This is a genomic window from Rhodobacter capsulatus, assembly GCF_052363185.1.
GTDB classification, from domain to species: Bacteria; Pseudomonadota; Alphaproteobacteria; order Rhodobacterales; family Rhodobacteraceae; genus Rhodobacter; species Rhodobacter capsulatus_E.
Map to the genome: position 1 here is coordinate 2,616,766 of NZ_CP198955.1, position 21,774 is coordinate 2,638,539.

Genomic DNA, 21,774 nt, shown 5'->3' on the forward strand with positions numbered 1-21,774 from the left:
GATTGCCGGACTTTTCCATTGGTCATAGTTTCTGACCACGGGAGAGAGAAATGCCATTCCAGAAGATCGAATCCGAGAAACTTGCCTCGGCCGTGGTGCGTCAGATCGAGAATCTGATCGTCGAGGGCGTGCTGCGTCCGGGCGAACGGCTGCCGTCGGAACGCGAATTGTCCGAACGCCTTGCGGTGTCGCGGCCCAGCCTGCGCGAAGCCGTGGCCGAGTTGCAACAGGAAGGCCTGCTGACCACCCGCGCGGGATCGGGGATCTTCGTCGCCGAGGTGCTGGGCTCGGCCTTTCGCCCGCGTTGATCCGGCTTTTCGCCCGCAACGATCAGGCGGTTTTCGACTATCTCGCCTTCCGGCGCGACCTTGAGGGGATGGCGGCGGAACGGGCGGCGAAGCTGGGCTCGGACACTGATCTGAAGGTGATCGACACCATCCTGACGCGGATGGAGGCGGCGCATGCCAAGCGCAACCCGGCCGACGAGGCGACGCTGGATGCGCAATTCCACATGGCGATCGTCGAGGCGAGTCACAATATCATCATGCTGCACATGATGCGGGCGATGTTCGACCTTTGTCGGAAGGCGTTTTCTACAACCGCCAGATCATGTTCCGCAACCGTTCGACGCGCGAGGCGCTGCTGGAGCAGCACCGGGCGATCAACGCGGCGATTCAGGCGCGGGACGGGGCGGCGGCGCGGGCGGCGGTGGCGGCGCATATGGATTTCGTGGAAGTGGCGCTGACCGAATTGCGCAAGGCCGAACGCCACGAGGCGCTGGCCCGGCTGCGGTTGAGCCATCAAAGCGCGAAAGCGCCGTAAGCAGGGGCCGCCCGGTCTGGAGCCCACCGTATCCGGGGCTCGGCATCCGGGGCCCGGCCCCTTCGCGGGGTCAGTCCCGCGGCGGCGGCGGCAGGGCCGGATCGGCCTCGCATTTGGCCAGCGGCAGCGCCTTCAGGCTGGCGATCGACAGCACCTCGCCCTCGGCGGCGCGGCCATAGTCGCCCGCGGCACAGGCGCAGCCATAGCCATAATATCCGTTCGTCGCGACCCATTCGTCGCCGAATTCGGCCTCTGACCAGTCAAGCTCTTCCCAGCCGCCGACCTCCAGCGAGCCCTGCGAGGCGAACCACCAATTCGCATCGGCATCGACCAGATAGAAATTCCCGGGGTCGGATTGGCGAACCAGCCGCAGCGGGTTTCCGACCGGGCTTCGGCAACGGCCGCCCCGGCCAGCAGTCCGAAGGCGACGGCCAGCGCACATATGTTACGCAATCAATCCCCGTCACTGTCATCGCCCGCCTCGATCAGCAGCCGATCCATGTCGGGCACCGTGACGTGACGTTTCCTCCAGCTCGATCACCCCGTCGCGTTTGAGCGCCGACATCTGCCGGCTGACGGTTTCGAGCGTGAGGCCGAGATAATCCGCCATCGCCTCGCGCGTGAGCGGCAGATCGAAGGTCAGACGGCCGCGCATCTTGCGGTGACGAATCGACGCATCGCGGCGCGCGACGATCGACAGAAGCGAGGCGATCTTCTCGCGCGCGGTCTTGCGACCGAGCAAAAGCATCCATTCGCGGGCGGCGTCCAGCTCGTCCAGGGTCATCTGCAACAGCCGCTGCGCGATATGCGGCGTGCGCTCCATCATCTCCTCGAAGGGCTTGCGGCGGAAGCAGCACATCAGGATATCGGTCGTCGCCGTGACGTTGTAAGCGGCGCGGTCGCGGCCAGTCTTCCAACGAAATCAGAGGGTAAGAGGAGACCAACCATCTGCGTGCGGCCGTCTTCCAGGGTCTGGGTCAGGGTTGCGATGCCCGACACGACCGAGGCCACGAAGTCCATCTTGTCGCCCGACCAGATCACCGTCTGACCCGCTTCGAAGCTCCGGTAATACTTCGCCACCTCGAGTTCATCGAGTTCGGAACTCGCATCTTGCGCAGACGGCCCGGTGCCTGATCGGGCAGTCTCCGCACTGAAGCGAGACGGGATGAGCGTCGTCGTGAGACATTGCCTTGCTTGATCTGGGACAATACTTTGTTCGCGTCGTGAAGGATACAATACGCCCATGAAACATGAATCGCAACTCGCCCGGCTCGGACTCTTCGATGCCAAGGTGCCCCGCTACACCAGCTACCCGACTGCACCCCATTTCTCCAAGGATATCGGCCCCTCGCAGTTCATCGAGTGGATCGAGGCGATTCCGGCGGGGGCGTCGATTTCCCCTTTACATGCATGTGCCCTTCTGTCGGCGCCTGTGCTGGTTCTGCGCCTGCCGCACCCAGGGCACGCAGACCGATGCGCCGGTGAAGACCTATGCCGAGACGCTGATCAAGGAAGTTGCGATGCTGAAATCGCACCTTGCCCCGGGCGTGAAGCTGTCGCGGCTGCATTGGGGCGGCGGCACCGCGACGCTGCTTCCGGCGGACTCGATGCGCGCCATCGCCGCGGCGGTGTTCGAAGCCGTGCCGCTGGGCGAGAATGGCGAATTCTCGGTCGAGATCGACCCGAACGAGATCGACGACGAACGCATGGATGCGCTGGCGCAATCGGGGATGAACCGGGCCTCGGTCGGGATTCAGGATTTTGACCCCTTCATCCAGTCGGTGATCGGCCGCGAGCAAACCTTCGAAGTGACGAAGATGGTCGTCGACATGATCCGCGACCGCGGCATCAACAGCCTGAACGCCGACATCCTTTACGGCCTGCCGCATCAGACGCCGGAAAAGATGACCGAGAGCGTCGAAAAGGTGCTGTCGCTGAAACCCGACCGCGTCGCTTTCTACGGCTATGCCCATGTGCCGTGGATGTCGCGTCGGCAATCGCTCATTCCGGCGGAAAACCTGCCCACGCCGCCCGAGCGGCTGGCGCTGTTCCACCTCTCGCGCGAGCTTTTCACCAAGGCGGGCTATGACGTGATCGGCATCGACCACTTCGCACTGCCGCATGACGGGCTGGCCACCGCGCTCAAGGCGGGCAAGCTGCGCCGCAACTTCCAGGGCTATACCGACGATCAGGCGGAAGCGCTGGTGGGGCTCGGCGCCTCGTCGATCTCGCGCTTCCCGCAGGGCTTTGCGCAGAACGAAAGCCCGACCGGCACCTATACGGCGGCGATCCGCGAGGGCAAGTTCTCGACCCACCGCGGCTTTGTCTTCTCGAAGGAAGACCTGATGCGCGGCCGTCTGATCGAGATGCTGATGTGCGACTTCAAGGCCGACAAGGCGGAACTTGTCGACCAATGGGGCGCCGATCCGGCGGTTCTCGATGCCGAATTCGCCGCTTGCGTTGCGAAATTCGAAGACATGGTGGTGGTGACCGAAGCGGGGCTGGAAATCCCCGAACAGGGCCGCCCGCTGACGCGGATGATCGCGCGTCACTTCGATGCCTATGACCTCTCGAAAGCCGGGCACAGCTCGGCGATCTGAGAGCACTTCCATAACAAGGGAAGGGCAGACTGGGCGCCGCAAGGCGCCCATTTCTTTGCGCCCCCTCCTCGGCCCCGAAGCCGTTGAAAGCCCCCGACGGCGTCCCTAAATTCCGAACCGGGGGCAGCACGCGGGGCGCGATGACAGGCGAAAGGGACGAAGCCAGAGACTTTGCCGGGCTGGAGCGCGTCGTCGGTGACGATCTGCGGTTCCGGCTGCGGCTGGGCATCGGCGAGGATGCCTATCGCGCGATCCGCTACGGCAAGGCGCTGCAAAAGCTGTGGGATCTGGGCGGGGTCGCGGCGACCGGGGCGGCGGCGGCGAAACTGCCGGTGGTGGCCGCGGCCTTCTTTGCCCCCTCGGGGCTGGCCGCCTTTCTGCCCTCGGGCCTTGCGGCTTTGCTCGGCTTTGGCGCGGCCACGCCGATCGGCTGGGTGATCGCGGCCGGGGTCGCCTCGGCGGGGGGCTTATTACGGCGTGCTGCGGCTGGTGGGGCAATATGGCGACAAGCGGGTGGCCAAGGTGCCCGCCTTCATCAACACCCCCATCGACCTGCTGGGCGCGACGCTGGTCGATCTGATCGGCACGCTGGCGGTGAAGCTGGCCGAGGTGGAGGGCAGGCTGCCCCCCCGCCAAGCGCGACAGGATCGTGGCGCGGTTCGTGTCGGACTGGGGCATTGATCCGCCCTATGCGGAAAAGGCGGTCCGGCTGATTGCCGGGCATGCGCAGCGGATCGCCCTGCCCGAGGCGGCGGCGGTTCTGGGCCGCTTCCTGCGCGAAAACGAGGATTGCAACGCCCAGGCGATCCGGGAGGACATTCTGGCGATGCTGCGCGAGATCGTGCAGGTCGAGGGCCGGATGGACGTGACCGAGGATCAGGCGCTGGCAGAGATCGACCGGATCTTGCGCCTTGAGACCGAGCCCTCGCTGCGGCGCACGACCGGGCAGATCGCGCAGCGCCTTGGACAGGGGCGGCGGCGGCGGTTGCGGGGATCGGCGCGGGCGCGGCAGCGGTTTCGGGATCGGCACCCGGGTCGGCGGCGGGGCAAGGGCGCTGGGCCGCCGCTTGCGCCGCAAAAGTGCGCCGCGGCCCGAAGACCTCTGACCCCTTTGCGCAGGCGGGGCAGCGGAAAGCGGCGCCCGCGGGCGCCTTGCGCGCTTAAAGCCCGAGCTTCTTCGCCACGATCTCGTTCACCGCGGCGGGGTTGGCCTTGCCGCCAGACGCCTTGATCACCTGCCCGACGAACCAGCCCGCCAGCTTCGGATTGGCCTTGGCCTTTCCACCTGCGCCGGGTTCGCGGCGATGATCTCATCGACCGCCGCCTCGATCGCGCCGAGGTCCGTCACCTGCTTCATGCCGCGCGCCTCGACGATCGCGGCCGGATCGCCGCCCTCGGTATAGACGATCTCGAAGAGATCCTTGGCAATCTTGCCCGAAATCTCGCCCGAGCGGATCAGCTTGATGATCCCCCCCAGCTGCGCCGGGCTGACCGGGCTCTGGCCGATCTCGTGGCCTTCCTTCTTCAGACGGCCGAAGAGCTCGTTGATCACCCAGTTCGCGGCCAGCTTGCCATCTTCGGCCACAGTCACCACGGCTTCGAAATATTCGGCATCCGCCACTTCCGCCGTCAGCACCGAGGCGTCATATTCCGACAGCCCCAGATCCTTGACAAAGCGGGCCTTCTTTTCATCCGGCAGTTCCGGCATGGTGGCGCCGATGTCATCGACCCAAGCTTGTTCGATTTCCAAAGGCAGCAGGTCCGGGCAGGAAATAGCGGTAATCATGCGCCTCTTCCTTGGAGCGCATCGAGCGGGTCTCGCCCTTGTCCGGATCGTAAAGCCGGGTTTCCTGCACGATCGACCCGCCATCTTCCAGAATCGCAATCTGGCGGCGGGCTTCGTAATCAATGGCTTGCTGGATGAAGCGCATCGAGTTCATGTTCTTGATCTCGCAGCGCGTGCCCAGATGGCTGAAGTCCTGCGTCGCCTGATATTTCTCGTATTGCCCGGGCGGCAGACCGACACGTTCACATCGGCGCGCAGGTTGCCGTTTTGCATGTTGCCGTCGCAGGTGCCGATATAGCGCAGGATCTGCCGCAGCTTCGCGATATAGGCGGCGGCTTCTTCCGGGCCACGAATGTCGGGGCGGCTGACGATTTCCATCAGCGCCACACCGGTGCGGTTGAAATCGACAAAGGACATGGTCGGGTCCATGTCATGGATCGACTTGCCCGCGTCCTGTTCCGGTGAATCCGCTCGATCCGCACCTTGCGCGCCACACCCGGGCCCATGTCGACGATGATCTCGCCCTCGCCCACGATCGGGTGGTAAAGCTGCGAAATCTGATAGCCCTGCGGCAGGTCGGGGTAGAAGTAGTTCTTGCGGTCAAAGGCCGAGCGCAGGTTGATCCCGGCCTTCAGCGCGAGCCCCGTGCGCACCGCCTGCGCGACGCAGAACTCGTTGATCACCGGCAACATGCCCGGCATCGCGGCGTCCACGAAAGCGACGTTGGCATTCGGTTCATTGCCGAACGCGGTCGAGGCGCCCGAGAACAGTTTCGCGTTCGAGGCCACCTGCGCGTGCACCTCCATCCCGATCACCAGCTCCCAGTCGCTTTTCGCGCCGGCAATGACTTTCGGTTCGGGGGCGGTGAAGGCAAGGTGGTCAAGCATTGCGGGTTCCCTTTCTCGGCAGAGCCCTTCTAGGGCAGGGCGCGGCGCGGGGCAAGATGGCCCGCCCGCGCGACGGGTCTGAGGTCGAAAGAGCGTATTTGATCCAAGAAAAAGCCGATGTGTTTTTTCTTGGTGCAAATACGCCGGGGTCCGGGGCAGCGCCCCGGCGCGCTCAGCCTGCAAGCCGCCCGACCATCTCGCCAAGGTCGCGGCTGAGGCCGGGGGTGGCAGCAATCCGGTCAAGCGCGGCTTTCGCGTGGCGCTGCCGGGCGGCATCATAGCGCCGCCAGGTCTCAAACGCGGTCGACATCCGCGCCGCGGTCTGCGGGTTGAGCGGATCGAGCCGGATCAGCCAGTCGGCGTAAAGCGCATAGCCCGCGCCGTCGACGCGGTGAAAGCCCGCATGGTTCGCGGCAAAGCCCCCCAGCAGGCTGCGGAAGCGGTTCGGGTTCTTCCAGTCGAACGCGGGGGACGCCGCCAGCCGGGCCACGGTTTCCGCCGCCGTCTCGGGCGGGGTCAGCGCCCCCTGCGCCATGCGCCATTTGTCCATCACCAGCGGATCGGCGGCCCAGCGCGCGGCGAAAGCCGCCAGTTGCCCCTGCCCCTTGCCCTCGGCCACCAGCGCATTCAGCGCGCCGATGCTTTCGGTCATGTTCGTGGCCTCGGCAAACAGCGCCGCCGCCCGGGCGCCGCCATCCTCGGTCGTGAGCAACGCCAGCGTGGCCAGCCGCAGCGCACGGCGCCCGGCGGCCCCGCGTCGGGGCTGTAGGGGCACGCGACCGCGCAGCTGTCATAGACCCGGCTCAGCGCCGCGCCGTGACGGGTGGCGAGCATCTTCATCAGCTTGCGCCGCCCGCCCCGGATCGCCTCGGGGTCGGGGGTGTCGCCCTGCGCAAAAAGCGCCGCGGCGATCTCGTCCTCGCCCGGCAGGCGCAGGCAGGCGGCGCGGAAGCCCGGATCGGCCTCTTCATCCGCAATCAGCCGCCCCACCGCATCGAGGTAATCAAGCTGCGCCCCCTCGCCGCGCGCCATCGCCATCAAGGTCTGGCGCGCCAGCGTCCGCCCGGCCTCCCAGCGGTTGAAGGGGTCGGTGTCATGGGCCAGCAGGAACGCCTGTTCCGCGGGCGTCGTCGCCCGTTCCAGGATCACCGGCGCCGAAAAGCCGCGCAGGAGCGAGGGCACCGGCCGCGCCGACAGCCCCTCGAAGCGGAAGCTTTGCCGCGCCGCGGTCAGTTCCAGCACCGTCGTCGGCACCACCTCGTCGCCATTGGGCGACAGAAGCCCCACCGCCAGCGGAATGTGGCGCGGCGGCTTTTCCGTCTCGCCCGGGGTGGGCGGGGTCGTCTGGCGGACGTCCAGCGTATAGGTGCCGTTCTCGTAAGCCTCGCTGACCGTCAGTTTCGGCGTGCCCGCCTGGGTATACCAGAGCTTGAACTGGCTCAGATCGCGCCCCGAGGTATCCTCGAAAACCCTGATCCAGTCCTCGATCGTGCAGGCCTGCCCGTCGTGGCGCTCGAAATAGAGATCGAGCGCCGCCCGGTAGCCCTCTGGGCCCAGCAGCGTCGCCAGCATGCCCACCACCTCGGCGCCCTTTCATAGACGGTCGCGGTGTAGAAGTTGTTGATTTCCTTGTAGCGGTCGGGCCGCGGCGGATGGGCAAGCGGCCCCGCATCCTCGCGGAACTGGCGCGCGCGCAGGGCCGCCACATCCTCGATCCGCTTCAGCCCGCCCAGCCGCACGTCGCGGGTGAAGCTTTGGTCGCGATAGACCGTCAGGCCTTCCTTCAGGCACAGCTGGAACCAGTCGCGGCAGGTGATGCGGTTGCCGGTCCAGTTGTGGAAATATTCATGCGCGATCACTGCCTCGATGCGTTCGTAATCGGTGTCGGTCGCGGTTTCGGGGCTTGCCAGGACCAGCTTCGAGTTGAAGATGTTCAACCCCTTGTTTTCCATCGCCCCCATGTTGAAATCATCGACCGCGACGATGTTGAAGAGATCCAGATCATATTCGCGCCCGTAAGCCTCCTCGTCCCATGCCATCGAGCGCGCGAGCGCCCCCAGCGCGAAATCGCAGCGCGTTTCATCGCCCGGGCGCACCCAGATGTTCAGATCGACCTTGCGCCCCGAGCGCGTGGTGAAGCTGCCCGAGTTCGCGCGCAGATCCCCCGCCACCAGCGCGAACAGATAAGCGGGCTTTGGCCAGGGATCGTCCCATTCCGCCCAGCCCGGCCCTTGCCCGACGGGGTTGCCGTTCGACAAAAGCACCGGCAGGTCCGACTCGATGCGGACATGAAAGCGGCTCATCACATCGGGGCGGTCGGGATAAAGGTGATGTGGCGGAACCCTCGGCCTCGCATTGGGTGCAATAAAGGCCGTTCGACATGTAAAGCCCCTCGAGCGCGGTATTCGCGGCGGGGGCGATCTCGACCTCGGTTTGCAGCCGGAACGGGCCTGCGGGCAGCACGGCGGCGGGCAGGATGAGCCCCGTTTCGTCCAGATGATAGTCGCCCGGGGCCAGCGCCCGCCCGTCAAGGGAAAGTGAGATCAGCCGCAGATCTTCGCCCTGCAACACCATGTCGGCACCCGGCTGCCGTGGCGTCACCTCCAGCGTCGCAAGGACACGGGTGGCCGCCGGATCCAGCCGGAAGATCAAAGAAACGGACGCGATCTCAAAGGGATAGGGATTGTAATCCGACAAAAGGGTGACGCCGTCCATGACTTTCCTCACGCTGGGCTTGCACTGGGCTTTCGTGCAAGCTAGGCGCTTCCGCCCCGGCAAGGCATCGCCGAGTGCCGGGGCCGATGCGATTTTCGCTGGACAGGGGCGGCATCAGGGCCAAGATACCGGCCAAAGCTTGGGAGGAGCCGATGACGGAACGCGTGGAACGCGAGGGGCTGCAGGTTGCGGCCGAACTGGCGGCCTTCATCGAAACGCAGGCGCTGCCCGGGACGGGGGTCGATCCGGCGCGATTCTGGGCGGGGTTTTCGGCACTGATCCACGATTTCGGGCCGCAAAACCGGGCGCTGCTGGACAAGCGCGACCAGCTGCAGGCGCAGATCGACGCCTGGCACCTGCACCACCGCAGTCAGGGCCATGACGCCACCGCCTATCGCGCCTTTCTGGAGGAAATCGGCTATCTGGTCCCCGAGGGCGCCGATTTCAGCATCGAAACCGGCCCGACCGATCCCGAGATCGCCCAGGTCTGCGGCCCGCAGCTGGTCGTGCCGATCACCAATGCGCGCTATGCGCTCAATGCCGCGAATGCGCGTTGGGGCAGCCTTTATGACGCGCTTTACGGCACCGATGCTTTGGGAGCGCCGCCCATGGCGCCCGGTTACGACCCCGTCCGCGGCGCGAAGGTGATCGCTTGGGCGAAGGAGTTCCTCGATGCCGCCTGCCCGCTTGTCGCCGGGCCCTGGGCGCAGGCGACGCGGCTTTGGCTGCAAGACGGCGGGCTTTTCGCCGAGGTCGCGGGCGAGAAACCGGGCTGAAAGACCCCGCGCAATTCGCGGGCTTTCGCGGCGCGGCCGAGGCACCCACCGAGATCTTGTTGCGCAACAACGGCTTGCATCTGATCCTGAAGCTCGACCGCGCCCATCCGATCGGCGCCACCGATCCGCTGGGGCTGGCCGATCTGGTGCTGGAATCGGCGCTGTCCTCGATCATGGATTGCGAGGATTCGGTGGCCACCGTCGATGCCGCCGACAAGGTTCTGGCCTATCGCAACTGGCTGGGCTTGATGCGCGGCGATCTGACGGAAACGGTGACGAAGGGCAGCCGCAGTTTCACCCGCGCCCTTGCCCCCGATCTGACCTTCACCGCGCCCGAGGGGGGCCACGTCACACTCAAGGGCCGGGCGCTGATGCTCGTGCGCAATGTCGGGCCGCTGATGACCACCCCCGCGATCCTGACCCGCAGCGGCGCCGAGGCGCCCGAGGGGCTGATGGATGCGATGATCACCACGCTTTGCGCGCTGCATGATCTGAAGCGCGGCGCCAATTCCACCACCGGCTCGGTCTATGGTCAAGCCGAAGCTGCACGGCCCGAGGAAGTCGCCTTCACCTGCGCCAGCTTCGCCCATGTCGAGGAAGTCCGGGCCTGCCCGCCAATACGGTGAAGCTCGGCATCATGGACGAGGAACGCCGGACCTCGGCGAACCTCAAGGAATGCATCCGCGCCGCCAAGGATCGGCTTGCCTTCATCAACTCGGGGTTCCTTGACCGGACCGGGGACGAGATCTTCACCTCGATGGAAGCCGGGCCGATGGTGACCAAGGCCGAGATGAAATCGCAGCCCTGGATTTCCGCTTACGAGGATCGCAACGTCGATATCGGCCTGCGGCTCGGCCTGCCGGGCAAGGCGCAGATCGGCAAGGGGATGTGGGCCGCGCCGGACAATATGGGGCAGATGCTGGCGCAGAAGATCGCCCATCCGATGGCCGGGGCGAATTGCGCCTGGGTGCCCTCGCCCACCGCGGCCACGCTGCACGCGACGCATTACCACCGCGTCGATGTGAAGGCGCGCCAACGCGAGATCGCACAGCTGCAACGGCCGCTGCGACTCTTTGATCTGCTGACGATCCCGCTGGCCGTCGGGCGCACCTATTCCGAGGCCGAGATCACCGCGGAAATCGAGAACAACGCGCAGGATTCTGGGCTGTGGTGCGCTGGGTCGATCAGGCATCGGCTGTTCCAAGGTGCCCGACATTCATGACGTCGGCCTGATGGAAGACCGCGCGACGCTGCGGATCAGCTCTCAGGCGCTGGCGAACTGGCTGCATCACGGCATCGTCGGCGAGCCGCAGGTGATGAAGGCCTTTCGCAAGATGGCGGCGGTGGTCGATCGGCAGAATGCGGGCGATCCGGCCTATCAGCCGATGGCGCCGAATTTCGACGGGCTGGCGTTTCAGGCCGCCTGCGATCTGGTGTTTCTGGCCCGCATCCAGTCCTGGCTATACGGAACCGGTGCTGCACCAGCGCCGCGCCCAGTGAAGGCCGCCAAGGGCTGAACGACTGGCCTCGGGCGGCGCCCCTTCGCCGGGGACGCGCCCCGGGACCGGAACCCGGATCATGGGAGTGGTCGGGGCGGCGAGATTCGAACTCACGACCTTCTGTACCCAAAACAGACGCGCTACCAGGCTGCGCTACGCCCCGATGGCGCCTTCAATAGCGGCACAGCAGAGCGCTGAAAAGGGGAAATGCCTAATCAAGCGGTGCCACGCGCTGTCCGGGGGCCAGCCCCAGCGCCGCCGCCTGCCCGCCCGCAATCTCCAGCACATGCTGCACCGGCCCGCCCGACCAGATCGGCGTCTCGTCAAAGGGCTGCGCATTCGCGTGGATGGACAGAATGCGCCCGGCCGCGTCGATGAAGATCATGTCAAGCGGCAACGGCGTGTCATGCATCCAGAACCCCACCACCCGCGGCGTCGGATAGACAAAGACCATCCCGCTGCCGGGCGCCAGATGGCTGCGGCCCATCAGCCCGCGCGACCGCTCGGCTTCGGTATCGGCGATTTCAACGGAAATCCGGACCGCCCCGCCCGGCCGCGCGATGCAAAGCACCGCCTCCCCGCCGGTGGCGCGGGCGGTGTCGAACGCCGCCCGGCTGCAATCCTCGGCCAGCGCGGGGACCCCCGCCAGCCCGAGACACAGGATCAGCGCGCCCGCAGCGCCGTTTCCCAGCTTGTGACCTGCGCCGCCATCCGGCCGCGCCGCCCCTCGATCACCCGCAGACATACCGCTCTCCCGGCGCCAGATCGGCAAAGCCCGAGCGGCGCACCTCGACATGGATGAACACATCTTCGGGCCGTCCGAAGACATTTGCAAAGCCAAATCCCTTGCCCTTGTCGAACCACTTCACCCGCGCCGGTTCCAGCGGCAGCGCCGCGATCACCTCGGGGTCGGTCTCGCCCAGATCCTCAATCGGGGCCAGCCGGGTGTCGGTCTCGGGCGGCGAGATATCGAGCACCTCGACCGCCTGCGCGCCGCGCGCGTCGCCTGCACCAGAACCCGGATGCCGGCATTGTCCGCCACCGAACTTTGTCCGAAATTGCGCAGCACATTGGCATGAAGCAGAATGTCCGGCCCGCCCTCGCCATCGAGGATGAACCCGAACCCCTTGCCCGCGTCAAACCACTTCACCCGCCCCGCGACTTCACGTCGCGCCCGCTTCGTCAACCATCCGCTGCCGTCCATTTTCTGATGCGCCGGGACTGTGGACGTCCGCCACTGCGCCGCCCCTCAGTTGTCACAGGTTCGCAACCGGTTTCAAGCTGATTTGGCTTGTCTTTTTGGGCAGGATGCCATTGGCGAAGCGCGAAATGCAGGCAATTTTAGACGAAAAAACAGGCTGACGCTGCGTAAGGATCAGGGGTTCAGCCGGGTGATCTCCCATGCCGCATCGGGCGCGGCGCGGCGCCAGCGGAAGCGGTCGTGCAGCCGGAAGGCGCCATCGGCCCAGAACTCGATTTCCAGCGGCACGATGCGGAAACCGCCCCAGAAGGGCGGCCGGGCGGGCGTGCCCTGCAGCGCCGTCACCTTCGCCACCTCGGCCATCAGCGCCGTGCGCGAGGCAAGCGGTTCGCTTTGCCGCGAGGCCCAGGCGCCCAGCCGCGACTTGAGCGAGCGCGAGGCGTAATAGGCATCCGCCTGCGCCCCCTCCTCGCGCGAGACCAGACCGCGCACGCGGATCTGCCGGCGCAGGCTTTTCCAGTGCATCACGAAGGCGGCCTTGCCGGTGGCGCCGATCTCGGCCGATTTCGCCGACCCGTAATTGGTGTAAAAGACGAAGGCCCCGCCCGAGGGCGCGTCCTGCGCCTCGATTTCCTTCAGCAGCACCATGCGCACATTGGGCAACCCCTCGGCATCGACGGTGCCCAGCGCGATGGCGTTGGGGTCGTTGATCTCGGTCTTTTCGGCCTCGGCAAGCCAGGATTGCGCCAGGGCAAACGGGTCCTCGCCCGCGAAGATGCCGTTGCGATCGCTCATGTTGGTTCCTTCCCCGGCCTTCCCAGCCGGATGCGACGCGCCGCTGCCCCGACGTCAACCCGCCTTGATGCGCTGCCGATCTTCGCCTAATGCTGGCGCACTTTCCAGAGGCAAGCAGGAGAATCCAGATGACGGCAGGCTTGATGGCGGGAAAACGGGGCCTGATCATGGGTCTTGCCAACGACAAGTCGATCGCTTGGGGCATTGCCAAGGCGCTTGGCGATGCGGGCGCCGAACTGGCGTTTTCCTATCAGGGAGGCGCTGAAAAAGCGGGTGGAGCCTCTGGCCGCCAGCCTTGGCACGCCGCTTCTGTTCGAATGCGACGTGGCGAACGAAGAGAGCATGGATGCGCTTTTCGCGGGTCTCAAGGACGCCTGGGGGACGCTGGATTTCGTCGTCCATGCCATCGGGTTCAGTGACAAGAACGAGCTGCGCGGCCGTTATGTCGACACCTCGCGCAGCAACTTCACCATGACGATGGACATTTCGGTCTATTCCTTCACCGCCGTCTGCGCCCGCGCGGCCGCGATGATGCCTGCGGGCGGCTCGCTTCTGACGCTGACCTATTACGGCGCCGAACAGGTGATGCCGCATTACAACGTGATGGGCGTGGCCAAGGCGGCGCTGGAAGCTTCGGTGAAATACATCGCCGAGGATCTGGGCAAGCTTGGCATCCGCTGCAACGCGATCTCGGCCGGGCCGATCAAGACGCTGGCGGCGAGCGGCATCGGCGATTTCCGCTACATCATGAAGTGGAACGAACTGAACAGCCCGCTGCGCCGCAACGTGACCCAGGAAGAGGTGGGCAAGGCCGCGCTTTACCTGCTCTCGGATCTCGGTTCGGGCACCACGGGCGAGAACCTGCATGTCGATGCGGGCTATCGGATTGCGATGGATTTTTCCGATATCGAGGCCCGCGGGCTGGTGCTTCTGGGCTGCGGCAAGATGGGCTCGGCGCTGCTGTCGGGCTGGCTGCGGCAGGGCTTTCGCCCGCATCCGTGCATGTGGTCGAACCGTTTCCAAGCGATTGGCTGAAGGCTTCGGGCGTGGCGCTGAACGGGGATCTTCCGCGGCGCCCGCCGTGGTTCTGGCGGTGAAGCCGCAGATGATGGCCGGGCGCTGCCGGGCCTGCAGGCGATGGGCGGCGGCGGGACGCTGTTCGTCACCGTCGCCGCGGGCACGACTTTGGCAAAATATGCAGCGATTCTGCGCGCTTCGACGCTCGTGCGGGCGATGCCGAACGCCCGCCGCGATTGGCCGCGGCATCACCGCAATCTGCGGCAATGCGACGGCCAGCCCGCGCATCTGGATCTGGCCGAGGGCTTCTTGCTGCCGTCGGTCAGGTGGTGCGGCGAGGGCGAGCATCAGATGGATGCGGTCACGGCGGTTTCGGGCTCGGGCCCCGCTTACGTCTTTCATCTGATCGAGGCGCTGGCCGCGGCCGCCGAGCCGAGGGCTGCCCGCGGATCTGGCGATGAAACTGGCAAAGGCCACCGTGGGCGGTGCCGGGCAACTGGCGGAAGACGCTGCGGAAAGCCCGGCGCAGCTGCGGGTGAACGTCACCTCGCCGGGCGGCACGACGGCGGCGGCGCTCGCCCATCTGATGGACCCCGAAACCGGCTTTCCGGGGCTGTTGCAGCGCGCCGTCAGGCCGCGGCCGACCGCGGGCGGGAGCTGGGCCAATGACCGAAATCAGCTACGACGACTTCGCCAAGGTCGATATCCGGGTGGGCCGCATCATCGACGTGCAGCCCTTCCCCGAAGCGCGCAAACCCGCCTTCAAGCTCTGGGTCGATTACGGCCCCGAGGTGGGCGTGAAGAAATCCTCGGCGCAGGTGACGGTGCATTACACGCCGGAAACGCTGATGGGGCGGCAGGTTCTGGGCGTCGTCAACTTCCCGCCGCGCCAGATCGGGCCGTTCCGCTCCGGGCGCTGGTGCTGGGCCTGCCCGACGAAACCGGCGCCGTGGTGCTGATCGGCCCGGTCAGGACGTGCCCTTGGGCGGGAAGATGTTCTGATGCGGGTTCTGGTCACGCGGGCGCTGACGCCCCGGTCGCGGCGATCTTGCGCGCGGAATTCGATGCCGAATTTCGCACCATTGACGCCGATGCCCCTGCCCGGGCGCGGGACGCGCTGGCCGCCTATGACGCGCTCTTGCCGACTTTGGGCGATGCCTTGCGGGCCGAGGCCTTCACCGGCCCGATCCGCGCGAAACTCTTGGCAAATTTCGGCGTCGGCGTGAACCATATCGACGTGGCGGCGGCGAAGGCCGCGGGCCTTTTGGTGACGAACACCCCCGGCGCCGTCACCGATGCCACGGCCGATATCGCGATGACGCTGTTGCTGATGTCGGCACGCCGCGCGTCCGAAGGCGAGCGGATGCTGCGGGCGGGGCACTGGACCGGCTGGGCGCCCACGCAGATGCTGGGCGCGCATGTGACGCAAGCGGCTGGGCGTGATCGGCATGGGGCGGATCGGTCAGGCGGTCGCGAAACGCGCCCATTTCGGCTTTGGCATGCCGGTCAGCTATGCGTCGCGCAGCCCGAAGGCGCTTGATTTCCCGCCAGCCCCTGCCCCTGCCCGATCTGCTGGCGCAATCGGATTTCGTCGTTCTGGCCGTGCCCGCAACGCCCGAAACGCGGCACCTGATCGGCGCGGCGGAACTGGCGCTGATGCCCCCGCACGCGCATCTGATCAATGTCGCCCGCGGCGATGTGGTCGATGAAGCCGCGCTGATCGCGGCCCTGACCGCGGGCCGGATCGGCGGCGCCGGTCTTGATGTCTATGAACGCGAGCCGCTCGTCCCCGGCCCTGATCGGGCTTGAAAACGTCACGCTGCTGCCGCATCTGGGCACCGCGACCGAGGAGGTCCGCGATGCGATGGGGCTGATGGCCGTCGAAAATCTGCGCGCCTTCCGTGACGGCACGCCGCTGCCAAACCCCGTTTGAAGGCTTGACGACAGCCGCGGCCCGGCAGAATTTGACCCCGACCGGGGAGCCTTCATGTATCAGCCAGCCATCACCGCAACCGGCGTCTTCGTGCCGCCCGATGCGATTTCGAACGATGACCTTGTCGCCGCCTTCAACGCCTATGCCGACCGGTTCAACGCCGCGCATTCGGACCAGATCGCCGAAGGCGAGATGAGCCCGATCGAACATTCCTCGTCCGAGTTCATCCTGAAAGCCTCGGGGATCGAGAACCGCTATGTGATGGATCGCACGGGCGTTCTGGACGGACCGGATGTATCCGGCGCTGCGCCAACGCAGTGACGACGAACCGGGGATCATGGCGGAAATGGCCGTGGATGCCTGTCAAAAGGCGCTGGCGAAAGCCGGGCGGACGGGCGCCGAGGTCGATCTGGTGATCTGCGCCGCCTCGAACATGGAACGCGCCTATCCGGCCATTGCGATTGAAATTCAACAGCTTCTGGGCGCGACCGGCTTTGCCTTCGACATGAACGTCGCCTGTTCCTCGGCCACGTTCGGGATTCAGGCGGCGGCTGACATGATCCGCGCGGGCTCGGTGCGGCGTGCGCTGGTGGTGAACCCGGAAATCACCTCGGGGCATCTGGAATGGCGCGACCGCGATTGCCATTTCATCTTCGGCGATGTGGCGACGGCGGTGCTGATCGAGCGGCAGGAGGACGCGGCGCAGGGCTTCGCCATCCGTTCCGTGAAATGCGCGACCGAGTTTTCGAACAACATCCGCAACAACAACGGATTTCTGCGCCGCACCCGGCCCGATGGGCTGGCCGACCGGCGCGACATGCAATTCATGCAGGAGGGCCGCAAGGTCTTCAAGGAAGTGCTGCCGCTGGTTTCGGCGCATATCCTGCATCACCTTGAGGCCGAGGGTGTGGCGGCGAGCGATCTGACGCGGCTCTGGCTGCATCAGGCGAACAAGACGATGAACGATTTCATCGGCCGCAAGGTGCTGGGGCGGGATCCGGCGCCCGGGGAACAGCCCAACATCTTGCAGGAATTCGCCAATACCTCGTCGGCAGGGTCGATCATCGCCTTTGACCGGTTCTCGGACGACCTGAAACCGGGCGAGACCGGGCTGATCTGCTCCTTCGGGGCGGGCTATTCGGTCGGCTCGGTGATCGTCGAAAGGTTCTGAAACAAGATTGGCGAAGGCCATCGCCTTCGCCACGGAACGCCATATCCCGTGTCAGGCCGCGGCCCAAAGGCCGCCGGCCAGCGCCCGCCGCCCATGGCGGGCGCTTCGCGCCGGGACGGTCGCCGGCCTCTGTTGCGCTTGGGGCAAGCGGTCTTGTTAAAGCCGTTTCGCTACGGGCGGGGAAAGGCAGTGCCTTTCCTTTTCCGCCCGAACCGCTCGTTTTACTCCGCCGCCCAAGCCTCCACCGGCGGGCAGGTGCAGACCAGATTGCGGTCGCCATAGACGTTGTCGACCCGCCCCACCGGCGGCCAATACTTGTCCACCCGGAAGGCGCCCGGCGGAAACAGCCCTGCTCGCGGCTGTATTTCCGGTCCCACCCGGCCACCAGATCCTCGACCGTATGGGGCGCGTGATGGAGGCTGTCCTCGGCGGCGATCCGGCCCTCGGCCACGTCGCGGACCTCTTCGCGGATCGCCAGCATCGCGGTGATGAAGCGGTCGATCTCGGCCTTGGTCTCGCTTTCCGTCGGCTCGACCATCAGCGTCCCGGCCACCGGCAAGACATCGTCGGCGCATGGAAACCGTTGTCGATTAGACGCTTGGCGATGTCATCCACGGTCACACCCACTTCGGCAAAGGGGCGGGTGTCAAGGATGCATTCATGCGCCACCCGGCCGCGGTTGCCCATGAAGAGGATCGGATAGTCGGCCTTCAGCCGCGCCGCGATGTAGTTGGCATTGAGGATCGCCACCCGCGTCGCCTGCGCCAGCCCCTCGCCCCCATCATCAGACAATAGGCCCATGAAATCAAAGGATCGACGCCGATCCATAGGGCGCAGCCGAGACCGCCCCTCGCGCCCGTCGGTCTCCACATGGCCGGGCAGATAGGGCGCCAGATGCGCCTTGACGCCGATCGGCCCCATGCCCGGCCCGCCGCCGCCATGCGGAATCGCAAAGGTCTTGTGCAGGTTGAGGTGGCTCACGTCCGAGCCGCATTCGCCCGGCTTCACCAGCCCCACGAGCGCATTCATGTTCGCGCCGTCCATATAGACCTGCCCGCCAAAGCGATGGGTGATCGCGCAGATCTCCTTCACCGTTTCCTCGAACACCCCATGGGTCGAGGGGTAAGTGATCATGCAGGCCGCGAGCCGATCCCCCGCCTGCGCCGCCTTGTCGGCGAAATCTTCCAGATCGACGTCACCATTCGGCGCCGATTTCACCACCACGACCTTCATCCCCGCCATCGCCGCCGAGGCCGGGTTGGTGCCATGCGCCGAGACCGGGATCAGGCAGATATCGCGTTGCCCTCTCCCCGCGCCCGGTGATAGGCGGCAATCGTCATCAGCCCGGCATATTCGCCCTGCGCGCCGGAATTGGGCTGCATCGAAAACGCGTCATAGCCGGTGATCTCGCACAGCTTCGCCGTCAGATCCGCGATCATCTCGGCATAGCCGCCCGCCTGATCGGCCGGAACGAACGGGTGCAGCGAGTTGTAGCGATGCCAGGTCAGCGGCGCCATTTCCGCCGCGGCATTCAGCTTCATCGTGCAGGAGCCGAGCGGGATCATCGCCCGGTCGAGCGCCAGATCGCGGTCCGACAGCCGCCGCATATAGCGCATCATTTCCGACTCGGCGCGGTTCATCTGAAAGACCGGATGCGTAAGATAGTCGGTTTCCCAGCATTTCCGCCGGGAAGCCAAGGGCTTGCCCCATCGGCGGCACGGTCTTGATGCCGAAACTGTCCAGAAGCCGCACCAGCACGTCTTCATCGGTCAGCTCGTCAATCGAGATGCCGACGCGCCCCTCGCCCACCTTGCGCAGGTTGATCCCGTGCTGACGCGCGGCGGCCATGATGCCCTGCTGCCCCACGCCCACCCGCACGGTGATCGTGTCGAAAAACGCCTGCGGCGCCACATCCGCCCCGGCGGCGACCAGCGCATCGCGCACGCGGACCGCGTTCAGATGCACCCGTTCGGCAATCGCGCGCAGCCCCTTCGGCCCGTGGAAAACCGCATAGAAACTGGCGATCACGGCCAAAAGCGCCTGCGCCGTGCAGACGTTCGAAGTCGCCTTTTCGCGCCGGATATGCTGCTCGCGCGTTTGCAGCGACAGCCGATAGGCCTTGTTGCCCCGCGCGTCGATCGACACGCCGACGATCCGCCCCGGCATCGTGCGTTTCAGACTGTCGCGGCAGGACATGAAGGCCGCATGCGGGCCGCCAAAGCCCATCGGCACGCCAAAGCGCTGCGCGGACCCCACCGCAATATCGGCGCCCATGGCCCCGGTTCCTTGAGCAGGCAAAGCGCCAGAAGATCCGTCGCCACCACCGCAATCGCCCCGCTTCATGCAGCATCGCGATGTAATCGGTGAAGTCGCGGACATGGCCATAGGTGCCCGGATATTGGAAAATCGCCCCAAAGACCGCATCGGGCACCAGCTCGTCGGGCTGGCCCTTGACGATCTCGATGCCGAACGGCGCGGCCCGGGTTTCCAGCACCGCCACCGTCTGCGGATGCAGGTTGAGATCGACAAAGAACGCCCGCGCCTTCGACTTGGCCGCGCGTTCGGCCATCATCATCGCCTCGGCCGCGGCGGTCGATTCATCAAGCAGGCTGGCATTCGCCACCGGCAGCCCGGTCAGATCGGCGACCATGGTCTGATAGTTCAGCAAAGCCTCCAGCCGGCCCTGCGCGATTTCCGGCTGATAGGGCGTGTAGGCGGTATACCAGGCCGGGTTTTCCAGCACGTTGCGCTGGATCGCGGGCGGCGTCGCGGTGCCGTAATAGCCCTGCCCAATGAGCGAGGTCATCACGGCATTCTTCTTTTGCACCTCGCGCAGCTTGTCGTGCAGCTCGTGCTCGGTCATCGGCGGCCAGGACAGCGGCTTGGCCTGCCGGATCGCCTGCGGCACCGTCTCGTCGATCAGCGCGTCGAGGGTCGGCACCCCCACCACCTTGAGCATCTCCGCCATCTCGGACGGGCTCGGCCCGATGTGGCGGCGGTTGGCGAAATCGTAAGGGTCGTAATCGGTGGGGGTGAAGCTCATGATCTTGCTCGATTTATCCGATGAAATCCTCATAGGCGCCCGCGGACATGTAGTCCTCGACCGCGGCCAGATCGGCGACCTTCATCTTGAAGAACCAGGCCTCCATCGGCTTTTCATTGACCAGCGCCGGAGTGTCGGGCAGGGCTTCGTTCACTTCGACAATCTCGCCCGCAAGCGGCGCCAGAATGTCGGAGGCGGCCTTGACCGATTCAATCACCGAGACCTCGTCGCCCTTTTCGACCTTGCGGCCGACCTCGGGCAGTTCGACAAAGACGACATCGCCCAGCTGTTCGCTGGCATGTTCGGTGATGCCGACGACGACAAGGTCGCCCTCGACGCGCAGCCATTCGTGTTCGGGGGTGTAACGGATCGCCATCGGGTGCTCCTATCGCTTGTAGCTGGTGGGGTGGAAAGGCAGGTCGGTAACGCGGGCGGGCAGGCGCTTGCCGCGGACCTCGCCGTAAACGGTGGCGCCGGGGGCCAGATCCGCGGGCAGATAGGCCATCGCGACGGGCGCATCGACCGAGGGGCCAAAACCGCCCGAGGTGACCCGGCCAATGGCTTCGCCACCCTCGGCTTCGGCATAGATGTCAACGCCTTCGCGCATCGGCGCCCGACCCTCGGGGCGCAGGCCCATGCGTTTGCGGGGGGCGCCTTCGGTCAATTCACGCAGAATGCGCGCGGCACCGGGAACCCGCCTTCGCGCGCCGCCGTGCGACGGGCCTTCTGGATCGCCAGGTCAGACCCGCCTCGACCGGCGTGGTTTCGGTGTCGATGTCATGGCCGTAAAGCGGCATCCCGGCTTCAAGCCGCAGGCTATCGCGCGCGCCAAGGCCAATGGGCGCCACCTCGGGCATCGCCAGAAGCGCGCGGGCAAAGCCCTCGATCACGCTTTCGGGCACGGAAATTTCAAAGCCATCCTCGCCGGTGTAGCCAGAGCGGGACACCCACAGATCGGCCCCCTCCCACAGGAACGTCGCGGTCTCCATGAAGCGCATCGCGGCAACGCCGGGGACCAGCCGCGCCAAAGCGGTTTCCGCCAGCGGGCCTTGCAGCGCCAGCAGGCCGCGGCCCTCGACCACGGTCACACCGGGCACATGGGCGCGCAGATGGGCGATGTCGGCCTCGGCCATCGCGGCATTGACGACCAGAAACAGGTGATCGCCGCGGTTCGCCACCATCAGATCGTCCAGAATCCGCCCGCGGCATTGGTGAACACCGCATAGCGCTGCCGATTGAGCCCCAGCCCCGCAATATCGACCGGCACCAACGCCTCGAGCGCCGCAACGGCGCCCGCGGGCAGGATCACCTGCCCCACGTCGAACAGCCCGGCGGCGGCGCGGGTGTGCAGATGCTCTTTCAGCACCCCCATCGGATATTGCACGGGCATGTCCCAGCCCGCAAAGGGGACCATCTTCGCCCCCAATTCCCCATGCAGATTGAAAAGCGCCGTGCGCTTCAAGCCCGTATCCCCGGCCATCGCATCCCCCAAGCCGGAAACCCGGCACCGAATCCCTGGGCTTTCGCCC

Annotated in this window: 8 protein-coding genes, 1 tRNA gene and 12 pseudogenes; 10 read left to right on the top strand and 11 right to left on the bottom strand. The window is 66.1% G+C overall.

The features are described from left to right. The first annotated feature begins 50 nt into the window (after positions 1–50). Positions 51–822: pseudogene (locus ACTTAG_RS12910) on the top strand (FadR/GntR family transcriptional regulator). A 70-nt stretch (positions 823–892) separates the two neighbouring features. On the opposite strand, the gene ACTTAG_RS12915 reads toward ACTTAG_RS12910, so the two are convergent. Together ACTTAG_RS12915 and fnrL are read right to left on the bottom strand one after the other, a co-directional pair. After that, complete coding sequence (locus ACTTAG_RS12915; protein WP_444462683.1) at positions 893–1,264, bottom strand: DUF4087 domain-containing protein; 372 nt, start codon at positions 1,262–1,264, stop codon at positions 893–895. 11 nt (positions 1,265–1,275) lie between these two features. Beyond that, positions 1,276–2,008 (bottom strand): annotated as a pseudogene (fnrL, locus tag ACTTAG_RS12920) (transcriptional regulator FnrL). A 220-nt stretch (positions 2,009–2,228) separates the two neighbouring features. Here fnrL and hemN point away from each other — a divergent pair. The 3 genes from hemN (at position 2,229) to ACTTAG_RS12935 (ending at position 4,653) form a co-directional block, all read left to right on the top strand. Continuing rightward, entirely contained in the window at positions 2,229–3,422 is a 1,194-nt protein-coding gene (gene hemN / locus ACTTAG_RS12925; RefSeq protein ID WP_444462684.1) for an oxygen-independent coproporphyrinogen III oxidase, read from the top strand. Between the two features lie 477 nt (positions 3,423–3,899). After that, complete coding sequence (locus ACTTAG_RS12930) at positions 3,900–4,103, top strand: hypothetical protein (protein ID WP_444462685.1); 204 nt, start codon at positions 3,900–3,902, stop codon at positions 4,101–4,103. After that, on the top strand, positions 4,072–4,653 hold the full coding sequence (locus ACTTAG_RS12935; RefSeq protein ID WP_444462686.1) for a hypothetical protein: 582 nt from the start codon (positions 4,072–4,074) through the stop codon (positions 4,651–4,653). Before ACTTAG_RS12930 ends, ACTTAG_RS12935 begins: the two co-directional genes overlap by 32 nt. Here the strand turns inward: ACTTAG_RS12935 and gatB are convergent. Together gatB and pepN are read right to left on the bottom strand one after the other, a co-directional pair. After that, positions 4,583–6,095, bottom strand: a pseudogene (gene gatB / locus ACTTAG_RS12940) (Asp-tRNA(Asn)/Glu-tRNA(Gln) amidotransferase subunit GatB). The gene ACTTAG_RS12935 and the pseudogene gatB sit on opposite strands and share 71 nt — an antisense overlap. Before the next feature lie 172 nt (positions 6,096–6,267). Next, positions 6,268–8,810 (bottom strand): annotated as a pseudogene (pepN, locus tag ACTTAG_RS12945) (aminopeptidase N). A gap of 152 nt (positions 8,811–8,962) precedes the next feature. On the opposite strand from pepN, the pseudogene ACTTAG_RS12950 reads away from it, so the two are divergent. Beyond that, positions 8,963–11,086 (top strand): annotated as a pseudogene (locus ACTTAG_RS12950) (malate synthase G). Positions 11,087–11,171: 85 nt separating this feature from the next. Here ACTTAG_RS12950 and ACTTAG_RS12955 read toward each other — a convergent pair. From ACTTAG_RS12955 to pdxH, 4 genes and pseudogenes are all read right to left on the bottom strand, one after another. Beyond that, positions 11,172–11,248 (bottom strand) — tRNA-Pro (locus ACTTAG_RS12955). 48 nt (positions 11,249–11,296) lie between these two features. Next, complete coding sequence (locus tag ACTTAG_RS12960) at positions 11,297–11,830, bottom strand: DUF192 domain-containing protein (protein ID WP_444462687.1); 534 nt, start codon at positions 11,828–11,830, stop codon at positions 11,297–11,299. After that, a pseudogene (locus ACTTAG_RS12965) lies at positions 11,749–12,289 on the bottom strand (cold-shock protein). The gene ACTTAG_RS12960 and the pseudogene ACTTAG_RS12965 overlap by 82 nt, the downstream one beginning before the upstream one ends. Positions 12,290–12,460: 171 nt before the next feature. After that, positions 12,461–13,081 (bottom strand): pyridoxamine 5'-phosphate oxidase, encoded by a 621-nt coding sequence (gene pdxH / locus ACTTAG_RS12970; RefSeq protein ID WP_444462688.1) that lies wholly within the window; start codon positions 13,079–13,081, stop codon positions 12,461–12,463. A gap of 128 nt (positions 13,082–13,209) precedes the next feature. On the opposite strand from pdxH, the pseudogene fabI reads away from it, so the two are divergent. The 5 genes and pseudogenes from fabI to ACTTAG_RS12995 all read left to right on the top strand — a co-directional run. Then, a pseudogene (gene fabI, locus ACTTAG_RS12975) lies at positions 13,210–13,993 on the top strand (enoyl-ACP reductase FabI); the annotation flags it as partial. Then, positions 13,973–14,767, top strand: a pseudogene (gene proC / locus ACTTAG_RS12980) (pyrroline-5-carboxylate reductase). The pseudogenes fabI and proC, both read left to right, overlap by 21 nt. Next, entirely contained in the window at positions 14,764–15,057 is a 294-nt protein-coding gene (locus ACTTAG_RS12985; RefSeq protein ID WP_444462689.1) for a tRNA-binding protein, read from the top strand. Before proC ends, ACTTAG_RS12985 begins: the two are co-directional and overlap by 4 nt. Positions 15,058–15,099: 42 nt before the next feature. Then, a pseudogene (locus ACTTAG_RS12990) lies at positions 15,100–16,031 on the top strand (2-hydroxyacid dehydrogenase). Between the two features lie 54 nt (positions 16,032–16,085). Further along, positions 16,086–17,202: pseudogene (locus ACTTAG_RS12995) on the top strand (beta-ketoacyl-ACP synthase III). 221 nt (positions 17,203–17,423) lie between these two features. Here ACTTAG_RS12995 and gcvP read toward each other — a convergent pair. From gcvP to gcvT, 3 genes and pseudogenes are all read right to left on the bottom strand, one after another. Beyond that, a pseudogene (gcvP, locus tag ACTTAG_RS13000) lies at positions 17,424–20,245 on the bottom strand (aminomethyl-transferring glycine dehydrogenase). A 13-nt stretch (positions 20,246–20,258) separates the two neighbouring features. Then, entirely contained in the window at positions 20,259–20,615 is a 357-nt protein-coding gene (gene gcvH, locus ACTTAG_RS13005) for a glycine cleavage system protein GcvH (protein ID WP_031323340.1), read from the bottom strand. Between the two features lie 15 nt (positions 20,616–20,630). Next, positions 20,631–21,725: pseudogene (gcvT, locus tag ACTTAG_RS13010) on the bottom strand (glycine cleavage system aminomethyltransferase GcvT). Positions 21,726–21,774 lie beyond the last annotated feature (49 nt).